4 protein-coding genes and 3 pseudogenes are annotated in these 13,299 nt (G+C 41.9%); 1 reads left to right on the forward strand and 6 read right to left on the reverse strand.

The features are described from left to right. Window positions 1-61: 61 nt before the first annotated feature. Both B4J23_RS01425 and ltrA read right to left on the reverse strand, forming a co-directional pair. A pseudogene (locus tag B4J23_RS01425) lies at window positions 62-184 on the reverse strand (DDE-type integrase/transposase/recombinase); the annotation flags it as partial. Window positions 185-392: 208 nt separating this feature from the next. Further along, on the reverse strand, window positions 393-1,505 hold the full coding sequence (gene ltrA / locus B4J23_RS01430; RefSeq protein WP_291358519.1) for a group II intron reverse transcriptase/maturase: 1,113 nt from the start codon (window positions 1,503-1,505) through the stop codon (window positions 393-395). 587 nt (window positions 1,506-2,092) lie between these two features. Here ltrA and B4J23_RS01435 point away from each other — a divergent pair. After that, window positions 2,093-2,233 (forward strand): annotated as a pseudogene (locus B4J23_RS01435) (hypothetical protein); the annotation flags it as partial. Window positions 2,234-2,278: 45 nt separating this feature from the next. On the opposite strand, the gene B4J23_RS01440 reads toward B4J23_RS01435, so the two are convergent. The 4 genes and pseudogenes from B4J23_RS01440 to B4J23_RS01455 form a co-directional block, all read right to left on the reverse strand. After that, window positions 2,279-5,248, reverse strand: coding sequence for a hypothetical protein (locus B4J23_RS01440; RefSeq protein WP_291358520.1), 2,970 nt, complete (start codon window positions 5,246-5,248; stop codon window positions 2,279-2,281). Window positions 5,249-5,252: 4 nt separating this feature from the next. Further along, window positions 5,253-6,326, reverse strand: a complete 1,074-nt coding sequence (locus tag B4J23_RS01445; protein ID WP_291358522.1) for an OmpA family protein — start codon at window positions 6,324-6,326, stop codon at window positions 5,253-5,255. Between the two features lie 3 nt (window positions 6,327-6,329). Beyond that, a complete protein-coding gene (locus B4J23_RS01450) occupies window positions 6,330-12,344 on the reverse strand; it encodes an SdrD B-like domain-containing protein (RefSeq protein ID WP_291358524.1) in 6,015 nt (2,004 codons plus the stop codon). A gap of 98 nt (window positions 12,345-12,442) precedes the next feature. After that, window positions 12,443-13,299: pseudogene (locus B4J23_RS01455) on the reverse strand (hypothetical protein); the annotation flags it as partial.

Below are 13,299 nucleotides of genomic sequence, written 5' to 3' on the forward strand. Positions count from 1 at the left end.
AACATGTGGGACCACCTCTCTATCTCTATACAGCCGTTTTTTGTTAAACCTATCTACGTAGTTCAAGTGCATCCAGAATCATATCTGTATTCATCCGTGTCGATACCTTCCAACCTACAATTGCCCGTGAAAATACATCAATAACAAATGCAGTATAGACTCAACCTGAATTCGTCTGAATATATGGGTGAGTAGACCAAGGGAATTTCACCCTTAGCCCCTCGCAGAACCGGACATGAACCTCTCAGCTCATCCGGCTCCCATTATCCAACCGATGGTAAACATCCCATTTTCCAGTGCACAAAGGCATTTGGAAAATCACGCGCAAGTCGCCCTAAGGCATATCTAGCCCGTCTTTTATGACGGGCCAAGTTTTTATACTTACGCCTCATTCAGCGTATAAGATAAGCATTCATGTGTTGCCAGATCGCTGACATTGCTGAACCATGGAATCGACCATAGTATTGCTGCCAACCTTGAAGAATTGGATTGAATATTGCAGATAAATCACTTAATTCGCGATTACACATCAGATGTAGATGCCATTTCCGAATAGTCTGTCGCATTGCTTTAAGTGCATCACGACTGACTGCAGGAGAGAAATTTACATAAACTCTTTTATACTTGTCCACAGCCTTACGGGGCCTAAACGTGTACCCGAGAAAAGTAAATTGAACATCGGGATATGCTTTACGACGATTAATATCTTGGCAATAAACAATCTTTGTCTTGTCTGGATGCAATTCGAGACCACATTCACGAAATCGTGCATCGATCTTTTGTAAAACAAGTTTGGCTTGAGATAAACTCCGACAATGAATTACGCCATCATCTGCATAACGGCAGAACCGTACACTTTGAAGATGTTTCGTAATCCACATATCAAAAGCATAATGCATAAATAAATTCGCCAATAAAGGACTCACAACACCACCTTGTGGTGTGCCGCGATTCCTTTCTAAAAGATGGCCATTTATGTGTTGCATTGGTGCTTTTAACCAACGTTGCACATATAAAAGAATCCATGGAATTTCACAGTGTTTCTTGAGTGCACGCATTAGTAAATCATGGTCGATGTTATCAAAGAGACCTTTGATATCAAATTCCACAACCCAGTCATAATCCCAACTTCGTCTCCTCACTATCGCAATTGCATCATGGGCAGAACGCCCCGGACGATATCCATATGAGTTTGGATGAAATAATGGATCAATTTTCGGCTCTAATAAGAGCTTAACTGCTGTTTGCGCGACTCGATCTGCAACTGTTGGAATGCCTAGTATACGCACGCCACCTGACTTCTTTGGAATCGGAACAGCCTTAACTGGCGGTGGAAAATAACTGCCAGAACAAAGTCGATTCCATAGTTTGTATAGGTTGTTCTTTAAATGCTTTTCGAATTGCTCAATAGATTCATGATCAACGCCTGGAGCGCCACCATTCTCTTTGACTTTCTTAAATGCCTCCCAGATTAACGCTTTAGGAATGTTAAATGGTTTGGTCATAAAGTTTTGCTCCTCCTGCTTGTACAGTTGACAAATCCGTAGACCTGGATAATGCAACCCCTTCGCTCCATTACCATTACAGTAACTTCAACACTACTACGAGTTGCTCCGCCCCTTGGTGACGCATTGCTATTATCAGCCTTGCCTTTTGAGCTTGTGCCTTTCGCTTGACATCGCCACCGAAGGTTCCCGCAGTTCAACGTAAGAGCCTGAATTAGGATCGCGCTGCCTCTACGCCGGACACCGAATGGCCCGTAAGCAGGTAACGGCCAAACTAATCGCGGGGTAACTTCCATCCCCGGTTTTGATGTCATTTGAGTACTTTCGACACTTGAACGGCAGTTCACTGTTGTTCGCCTTCCTAATTCTTACCTGACATCTCTACGATGCCTTTTCCATAACGCTCACGACCGGGACTTTTGATCCAAGCCGCTTATGGTGGTTTGCTACCTGCTCCTGCAAGCCGATAGCGAGGGGCCATACCCTCATCTCTTACGCCGCTTGCTGCGGCACACTGAAGTCAGTAACCCACAGGTGGTTTGGTTGCTTTGCACTGAAATCACATTTCACCAGATCATCAGCTCGTTTTTGATTTAATGATTGAGCAGTCAACAACGGGTGAGCTTAAAGTCTGGCAAGGTAAATCAGCTTCTACCTTTGCAGGCAACTGGAAATTACAGAATGAAAATGATTTAGATAGTTATAACGTTAGTACAGGGCACTACCATGATAGGAACATCATAAATTAGACAATCATTATCATGTTAAACCTCTCATTGCATTTTGATGCCAAAATATAGAGACTTTTCCTGTTGTGATAACAGCTCTTTTAAGATCGTCTTAATTTTAGCAGTGCCATCATCTTGAATTGTATTGTTGCTACTATCGGTAATGTTTTGACCATTACTTCCTACAATTGGCAATATACCTGAAAGTGCCCATTGCTGGGTATAAGCGGGATACATATCGTTAATCACTACATTGCTTAATGCCATACTGCTAGTATTTTTCACCATAATCCGGTAAATCAGACATTGATTCGGTTTCAGGTTTTCATTTTGTACGGTATACATTGCATTGATCACTGCCGCGGCATTTGCCATACTGCAATTTTCAACTTTGAATTGCGATTTCATAATTTTTAACTGATTCGGACTGACCGTAATCAAGTCCGTATTACTTAAATCAGCTAATGTCATGTCTTTCCCTACATTATCCGGCTTGGCAATCAGCTTAACTTGACTACTCATACCATTGTTGGCCGTTGATGGGGCTTCAACTTTAATCAATAAAGTGACCGATTTATTCGGCTCAATGATATTGCTTAATTCAGTTTCTGTGCCGGATAGCAAAGTATCACTGGCATCTAGCGTGTCATTGCCATTTTGATCCAAAAACAAGGTATATAAAAAGCCATCGGTACGATTGACTGGGTTAAGACTGACCTTCACTTTAGTTTCATTTTCCACACCATAGTTGATCAGACGGTGCAAAAATACATAGCTTCCCCCGATCCCCACCTGTGCACTTTGATCATTGCTTAATTCCAATGTACGTTTCTTGGGCTGGGGAATCACGGCATCCAGAACAATGTCAGCCATGCCCGACTGAAGTGACTCGATTGCAAACCAAATATTGGTGGTCGTTGTCACAGAAGAATAAACGGTCACGACTGCGCAGAGCTGTGTAGTGTTATTGGCGGCAACATTCAGTTGAGTAATCTGCTGACCACTTACACCCGTTTTACACTGTGCAAGATCTACCTTATAAAATTCAATTTTTAAACCAGAACTAAAGGGAGTAATACTATTTTTAACCAATGTTGAATAGTCACCCGTTCCTAGTGTTGGTTCAATTTTGCTACTAGAGGCATACAGTTGATAATCCTGTGCCAGATTGCCGTAATTTTGAATATTGAGCGGGAAATAAACTTTGGTGTTACTGTCTGATTTTTGAGTCCAAAGTGGTGTGGAACCGGTTCTACCCTCTTTTCCAATTACAAACATGCCAATACCTGTTTCTGTTACGGGTGCACCTGTTTTGTTATTGGACAGATCAGTTTTGGTAGCCATCATTGTTTTTACAGTGGATGTATTATTACTCGAGTCAATATCAGTTGAAGTAGTTGTCACTACTGCATTATTCACTATATAACCAGTATATTCACCTGTTGCATCTTCCTTGGCTTTTAGCTTATTTAGAGTAAATTTATACTTGGCGAGCCCTTTGATAGTACCCAGATTTAATCCACTAGATGAAAATAATTTAGTTACTGCATCATTAGGTAAAGTCGGGCAAGTTGATGTTGTTCCTTCATTAGTTATAGCTTCACAGCTTAAAGTTGCCGCATTTACACCCGCTGTTTCATAAGCTAAATTAGCAAGAATATTATCTTTTAAAATAACTTCATCAGCATCCACTTTAGTCTTGTTGGTTAATTCCAGCGTGTAAGCAAGATATTGGTCTTTATATACCTTAGTGACAGACTCCGGTGTTAAACTTTTAATAATCTCTAGATCGGTATCGTCTTCTTTAATAGAAAAATCAAATGAACTTTTTATATTAGTTTTGCTACAAGTATCCAGAGTAATTAGAAGAACATCTGACATCGTTTCAAATGAAAACGGGAGTGTCTTGGTTCCAAAAGATTTATTATTATCTTTAATCTCGAGTACTAAACCATTAAATTCTACACCCTGTTCATAATTTAAACCTGAGTTATAATCAGGTTTATAAGAAAAAGTAACTTCCCCGGTACTTGTATTATAATTTAGTCCATCATCTACAGTCAGTTCTGTAAAAGTCGTCCCCGTCGCACCAATACGCTTCTTTAAAACATAATCAACTTTATAAATAGCGCGATTTTCCAAAGCGACCGAACTATTATAAGAAATTTTAAATTTTAAGGTAGGCATACTTGTGCTGGTAACATTACCCACCATTTTAAATTTAATTGGCACAATACCAGATACGTTTTCAAAGGCACTATCAGCAGCAGTAGTAAACTCAACCACTGGCTTTAAACCTGTAATGGCAATCCTATCTAAAAAATTGCCTACTGTCCCAGTGGATACCGCCTCAAAACCTAAGGAATAAATTCCTGAATTCGCAGGTATACTATTTACCGTAACAGTATCACTATAAGTCTTCCATGTCTTATTCGTAGGCGAATTCGTAGCCGATACTATATTTTGATGAGCAACCCAATTACGTTTAGTTGTGGCTGTGTCTGTAACTGTACCAATCGAAAACTTTGCTTTCTCGCTGGTACTCGATCTTGTTGCATGTGCAAAAGAATAGCTAAATGTTTCGCCTTTAATTAAACATATATTTTGGTATAAAACTGATTCTTCTTCTGCATTCAGTTCTGCATATTGATTGGTTGATGTCGATAATTCTCCTGTCATCTTATCGGATGGAGCACCTTGCCCTCGCCAAATTTCAATCAATCGCCCAGCTTGCCAATATGTACCGGCTGTCATAACTCTATGCGTTGTCCTCCAACCAGGTACAAGTGTTTCTGGCAGAGCAACATTCGTTGCTCCTGTACCTGCTTGACCAAAGCCATTATAATTTGCATTAATATTAGGATTACTAAAATCTAAGTTTACAAAACTACGTTGAATCAGCGTGGAGCCTGTTGCTGAATTATCTAATTGTGTATCTGCCGCATTAACTTGCGCCATACCGCCAAGCAATAAAACTGAAGATGCCAAAACATGAGGTAAATATCGCTTGATCATACTGTTATTTCACCTTCACTTTTTGCTGTTTTGACTCTATTTGTAAATCTTGCCACTGCGGTAGATATTTAATTTCAACCCTATGTGTATCTGCAACCTGCAGAACTACCCGACGGCTTTTTGCCTCAGCTATTTTCATTTCTGTATCAGTTTGAAAATCAACTGCACCCTTGGCTTCAGTCGCAATATGTGCAATATCCATACCCTGTAACACAAGATAATCTTGTACTGCCTGAACACGGCGCTGTGCCAGTTGTATGTTATAGCTCGGGCTTGCATGCCGATCGGTATAACCCTTTAAAACAACAGACAATTGTGGATATTGTTTCAACTGGGCTACCCATTGTTGTAGAATCGTATGACTGGCTGGGCTTAAATCTGCACTGTCCCGGGCAAAATGTACAATATTATTGATCTTTAAACTATTAGACTGTTGATTTAATTGTACTTTAGCTAGGGGCCAAAATTTAGAATTTACTCCCTGACAACCCTTGCCATTCAGCTGCTGCAATGAAGGCAACTGCTCTGGCTGCCACGTAATATCTGTACGCTGCACACCTGTAGATTCAGCGACCTGATATAAAGCTTGTTGCACCGCATGAAAAGGTTCTTGGGAATGTCTCCAGCCCAACTCGCAATATTCTGCTGCAGCCCAAACCAGCATCACTTCTGCATGTGCCAGACTTTCGGGCGCTTTATCAATGGCACCCTGCATTTTTAAATATTCAACCTGCCACCATAAATCCCGACGCATGACTTGTGACACACTTAAGACTGGTGTGGTTAAACTCAAATTTTGCTTGGACTGCAATCCACTGACAATACTTTGGGCCTGTTGCAAAGCTTCCTGCCCTGCAACGGTTAAACTGCGTTCGGATTGTTGATTGACTGCATAACTTAACCACATTTTTGCCTTGTAAGCATGATAGCGAGTCAGTGCATCAGCATCAGTATATTGTTGTAAAGTATTGGATAAAGTATTTATTTGACGCTGAGCATCAGCAGCCGAAAAGGGTTCAGCATACACCAAGCTGTTCCCTAAAAATAAAGCTGCAAGTAGTCCAGTAAGTGGTTTCATGTTTTATCGCCCCTGTTCTGGCTCTAAAGCAAAGTTTGTGTTTGCCGAACGGCGACCAAACAGATCTTCATCAAACTTGAATCTGAATCTTAAATACGCACCTTCACCGGTTGAACTGGTATTTGACAGTTCATCATCCTGATACCCCATAAAGTTATAACCTGCCGAAACCCAAAGATTGGTTGCAAGCAAATACCCCAATTCTGCCCCGACCAAATAGCGTGTACCTGCACCGCGGTTAGCCCACAAAGTGCCCGCTTGTACACTCATATCCCAACGTTCATTGATGTCATAAATTACCCGACCACTGAACAATTGCGTTAGAGCATTGCTAGTAATATGATCTTCATCGAGCTCAGACCATTTTGCTGCATATTGACCCGATAAAGTCAGACGGCGCTGTGGATGATAGTTAGTATGAATAGAAGTCACATAAGCTTCACGCTTGAATTCCGCTTCTAAATCAGTGGCGTTATTTTCATAGTAATATTCAATTTTCGACAAGATATCGAGTTTATTTTGATCATAATCGCGCCATGCATAACCGAGCTGGAAACGGTTGCGTAAGTGATCACCCTGATCTACTGCTTTATTATCGACAAAGTTGAGCGTGTTTTTAGTCAGCACGGTGGCATCATCAGAGAGCTTATAAGCATAACCAAGGGTATTGATCAGGGTATCTGAAGTATCCGAACGGCGACCTTCCAAACGGGTGGTTGCTTTCCAATTCTCATGGACTAAATATTCAAGTCCCAGACTCAATGCAGTGGCATCATTACTGGTATTGTCTTCATTTTTAGATAAAGACTGAATCCGCTCAAAACTGCTACTAACATATACACGCGGTTTTAGCTGCCAGCGGTTACGTAGGCCCAATGCTGCTTCAGCTTCACGGTTACTGATGCCATCAGCAACACGATATTCACTGAATGCTGAACCATCTTTCATATAGTTGCTGGAAATACCGAACACCGTGCTGTTGGTTTCTTCTGTGCTATTCATGGAGTACAGGCCATCAATTGCTGAAATCAATTCGTGGCGGGCATAAATTTCAGTATTGGGTAAAACTTTTGCCGTTCCCCCCACCGATAAAACCTGTTTGTCGGAATTGGATAAATCCTGTTCGTATTCAATAAAAGTCGATGCGCCTTTCCAAGGCAGATTACCAGTAAATTTGATACGCCCAGTCGTGCCATTATATGGACCCAGATTTTCTGTCGCTAAAGTTGCCGCAGCACTGGTTTCATCATAATGACGCAGCCCTAATTCGACCGCGAGAATTCTAAAGAAATTACGTTCCAGACTTGTAGACAATCCAGTACGAACGCCGTTATTTTCTTGATCTTCAGTACGAATTGCTTCAATACGAGCCAGGCCCAGTTTTGCAATGGGTGCTGAAGCCTTGATGCCACTTTCTTTACGTCCTGCACTAATGGTTGCCGCATCATTCTGGAAACCTTCTTCGGCTTGCTGGTGATAGGCACGAACATGGGCAAAGCTCGGTGCATATTCAAATTCGACCCGTGCAGCAGTACCTTGGTCTTTGTCACGATTTGAATCACTATTGATCTGAGTAATCTGATCTGCCGTAGAGTCGGTATTTTTAGACTGTGCCACTTCGGCAATGAATTTACTGTATTGCCCAACTTTCACCACGGTATTTAAACTGGCAATCTGTTCCTGATTTAATGGATTATTACTTTGCACAAATGAACCACCCATTTTCAGATGGCTCTTCATGGCATAACTAAAACTCATCCCGCCGACTTGATATTCTTCACCAATTTCATCCGCTTCCACCGTAATACGGATAAAGTTTGGATTCAGGTCTTGATCGACACTGGCGACAGCCTGTTTTAGATAAATGCTGTTGCTATAGGTGTCGACTTCATAATCGCTAAAACGGGTAAGGCTTTGTTTGGCAATAATCAACCCCGGATTATTACGATCGCGGGTCAGAATCTCGACTTTTTCACTATTGTCTAAAATAAGTTCACTTGAAATTGAACCCAGACTGTAGGGACCAGAAATACCCAGTGCACGATTTTCTGTCACCACTTGACGCGATTTGGTTTCAGCCACAAATGCTGATGCCTGAAACTTATCTCCTTCATGTCCCACTTTCAGACCAGTCAATGAACGGTTATATTGCCCCAAAGCCAGACCTTCATCTTTTTCTGTACGAGTGACATAGTCGCCATACATCGCATATGAACGGCCTTTGTCTAAGCGTACATACAATTTGCTGGTCGATTGGGCTTCAAAGCCTTTTGCCGCTGCGTCACCATATACCGGATAATATTCATCAGGTTGAATATCGCGGAACAGGCGCTGCTTGGAACTTTTATTAGAATCATAAGCCAGGGTTAACAGATAATCGCCTCGGACTTTTCCTTTCAGGAACATTGCAGTGCGACCGGTCAATGAGGTGTCATTACCCCACTCGGCAATTTCATTCAGCTCATTTTCAAAACCATCATTACGATTCACACTGTGCAACTGTGTATTATCAAAATTATTAAAGTTAATTGAACCTTCAATTAAACCCACGGCAATCAGCGGACGTAAATCTGCCTGAAACTGAATGTCGATTTCTTCTTTGATTAAACCACTGCTAACGCGTAGTTTTCCACGTGCAGGCGCATTCGGTGCAAGAATCGGAATAATCATCTCGCCGCCATCAATGAAGCTTTGAATGCCCGGTTCATTTGGATTTAAATCTGGAAGATCAATAATCCCGATATCACTTTCTAGAGTGATCAAGGTACGGGTGGCCACCTTGATGCCTTGTTTGTCTTGCAACTGAACGCGCAGCTGCATCACATCACGGCCATTGGCCATGACCGGGATTGGCGCTTGCTGTAATTTCAGCTGATGAATTTCATCTGGAACAATGACTTGAATGTGGTGGCTTTCACGAACATTACCAGCAAAATCCAATTGTTCAGCACGAATGCTGTTTTTACCGACTTTTAATGCCACTCCGACATATTCAACCCCTTGCTTACGATGCTCATCCAGGATGGCTAATTTACCCCGTTGTTTATCTGCCACCACCACGTCATTGACTAAAACACGCTGTGTCGCACCTGCTGCACCTTGAACTTGAATCGTCGTTTGTGCATGAGGTAGAACCTGTCCTTCTTTTAAGTTTAAAATTTCTAAAGCGTTGTTGTCGCTACGCTTTAAATATTCTTCAAGATTCACTAAAACAGGCGGTTTTACCGGATCAATCAACAATTGCGGTTGTTTTTGTGCAGCAAAATCACCCCGATTCAATAAGCAATTTTGATCATTGTCATTTGCCAAACAGCCTTGGGTGTTTTCTGAACGGGTGCTGCTTTCCAGATAGCTCGGTGCATCAATAGAAAGTTGCTTGTTAATCGCTTTTTCAAGATTTAAATTGCTGCTGTTAATTTTTTCCTGACGCTGTTTGATTGCATCCGTTAAGGGTGCAGAACAGGCATCTGCCTGATTCGCCATGGCGAAATCAGCACGATGCAATTCGCCACGTTTGACATCGACAAAGCGGCTGGATGGATCACCAGCATTTCGGTTGGACTGAGTCAGCAACTCCACGCCGGCAGGTAAGGTGGTGCGGTCAATTTTAAGCACATGGGTTTTTGCCGACACGCCGTAAAAGTCATATTTACCTTCACGGTCTGTGATGACATAACTGCCATCTTCCATGTAGAGACGGACACCCGGCACACCCAACTCGCCTTTATCCTGTATGCCATTACGGTTACAGTCGGTATAAACTTTACCTACCACAAATGCATCGGCACTAAACGCACCCGGACGAACTTTAACTTTAGCCTGTGCTTCATTTGAACTGAGACCAGAACCGTCTACTGCACGAGCCCGGTTAATCCCATCTCCGTTTAAAGCATTGGGTCCGACCAGAACACGGTATTCAATTTTGGCGCTGGCATTGACTGCAAGATCCCCCAAACCCAGCGTTAAATAAGGGCCTTTGCCACCTTCCGGGTCTGCCACGGGTTTGCCATCAATACGCATGGTATTTGGCACATAGCTAAAACCACGCGGTAAACTGTCTTCCAATTTAACATCACGTGCAAGTACATCACCTTTATTACTCACGGTAATACTGTAATCGGTGAAATCACCCAATTCGATACTGCTATCACGTGCAGTTTTTTGTACCATCAAACCCGATTGGCTTAATAGCGGGTCAATCGGAATATCGATATTCAATGCCGGACTGCTGGATGTCAGGGTAAATATGCCGCCATAAGAATATTGCGAATGTACCGCCATGCCGTTAAATGAGCTGATCGGATAAACCACCTGATCGCTGACAAAACTATATTGATGAGTAGCAATTGTTGAGGTATCGACTAACAATTTATAGTTACCCGGAATCACTTGCGGATAAACAAACTCACCTGTCGCAGACGTTACCTGTTTTGCAGGAATTGAACGTAAAGCCCCCGTGGTACGGTCAACTTCAAAAGCCACATTATTACCGACCGGCTGATCATTTTCATCCACCAGTATAACGGTTGCCCCAGCCACAGGCTTTTTCGTTTTTGCATCGAAAATAATGCCGTATGGATCAATTAATATCTGCGTTGAAATATCATTAATCGGTGTAGTGGCCTGACCTTGCTCGTCGACGCATTCAACCAGACTCGCTGTAACCTCATCACGTTTAAGCGTTTGTAAAACAGCATCATTCAGATTTTTTTCTGCATTTTCTTCAGTAGCTAAACTAAATTGGAACAGACCAGTATTTTCACCACTTTCCATGGCGGAAATAATAACAATATCACCCGTCAATTTAGACTGAATACGAATGCGTGCCTGCTCTTTGCTAAAACGGTTGGCATTACAAACCGCGGCATTGGTTTTTAAATAAATTGGTTCATTAACTTTGCCGGTATACAAGCTGATTTTAAAATCATTTGTGGTGCTATTTAAAGTTGGCTGACCTACAACCTTGGTTTCAACTTTATTGGACAAGGTTTTTTGATTCACTTGTCCTTTTTGATGCAGAACATAAGCTCCATTCACCAATGTGGTATAGCTAATGGTCGGTTGAGTTTTAACCTTTAACTTAATCTCGCTTTTTTGACCGGCCGCAAATGGTTTTTTATAAGCAACGACGGCATAGCCAATTTGGCTTTTATCCTGAGGTAAATGACTTGAATATTGTCCTTCTGCCAACTTATGCAAAACCAGTGTATTAGAAGCCAGATCTGAAACCTGAATATCTTCAAAAACAGTATTTGCCGGCAAAGGATCTTCAACAATCACCCATGATTGTTCCTGTCCATCCACCGTGACTGTTGCAGGTGATACCGGTAATGATGCCGAGTTGGTTACCGTCAAAGTATAATTCAGGGTTTGTGCCTGCTGAGTTATGTTAAGCAGTTGTTGGTCTACGGCTTTTTCTATTTTTAACTTTGCTTCAAAGACCTGTACAGGGTCTTGCACTGTTTTTTGTTGTTGCGGTTCTTCACGAATCTGTACGGTTAAAGGAAGCTCTAACTTGGACTGATCGGGAGTTTGTAATGAGGTATCTGCCACGACCCATAAATGTACAGTTTGATTGGGTTGTAATTCTAATCCATCTTTAACCAGGGTATCTGAAATATCCAGGACACCATCTTGATTGGCATCTAAATAGATTTTTAAATTGGATAAATGGTTAATAGCCGCGGTTTTAAAATCAAACCACGCATTTGTATTACTGGTATTGGTCACCTGATTTAACCAGATGACTTTTGAACCCGCTTCTACTTGCTGGAGCTGATCTGGAAATAGTTCAAGACCATAAAACTTTGCAATTTCGATATTGACTGCATTGGATTGAGTTGTTCGCAGTAATTGTCCACCGCTCAAATCACTGACTTCAAAACTTGCATAAGCAATATTCTGAATCATTTGTCCAGCCATAGGCATCGCAGCATGACCGTGATGTGCAAAGAACAAAGCAGACGCAAGTGCAGACAAAGATAATGTCTCCACTTTCTTATTCATTGCTTTTTTCATTGCCACACCCCAAAACCAAAAATACGAAAATACAAATAATTAGAACAAACGAATCGAGTCCCCCTTTTCGAAAAAAGAGGGAGAAAAGTTTTTAAAGATTATGGAGTGGTTGATTTATCAACTGTGACAGCAAACTTCAATGTGGCAAAAGCGCCAGGAGTTAAAGTACCGACATTGTAATTTACATTACCGTTAGCTTCTGTTGGTGCAGTGCCTTGAGCTGCTGGCTCACGTGCTACAGAACCGGTTTTGTACTTTGTGTATGCCGGCACAGCATCATTGATTACAACAGCAGTTGCATCAGCATTACCCTGGTTTGTTGCCTTTACTTTATAAAATACGCATTGACCAGGTTTAGCATTCTGTAAGTTTGCAGTATAGTCAGTATCAACGGGTGCTGCTGTACAGTCTGCAGCAAACTGGAATTTTTCTAAACGTACTGAACCTAGGTTAATTACTGTGCGGTCTGTAATTGATAAAATGCTGTTTGAACCTAATACAGCGTTAGCTTCAGGCTGAATTTGTACTGTAGATGTATAAGACTGGCCGGCTGTTGCAGTTGCTGCCGCTTCAACTTTTACATAAACAGTAACGGACTCGCCTTGCTGCAAACCAGGTAACTTAGATACATCAAATTTTGCATTTTGCAAAATGCTGTTTAAAGCACCTGTACCTGTTACAACTTCATTAGCATCCAGAATACCGTTACCATCTGTGTCCACATAAACAGTTACCGTTTCACCTGCTGTTGGCGTTGGTAAAATAAAGTTCAATGTTTTACCATCAGCTGCTTCAGTAACGTTACCAATGTTGGTTAAGGTATGGCTGTAAATAATGCTGCCACCAGGGGCTAACTGGCCTTGACGGTCTGGCGTAAAGCTGATTGCGCGCTGTGCTGCAACGGTCAGTTTGAATCCAATGCTATCATTGCTGCCGGTAGAGGGCGAGCTGATGT

Source organism: Acinetobacter sp. UBA3025, assembly GCF_002367915.1.
GTDB lineage: Bacteria > Pseudomonadota > Gammaproteobacteria > Pseudomonadales > Moraxellaceae > Acinetobacter.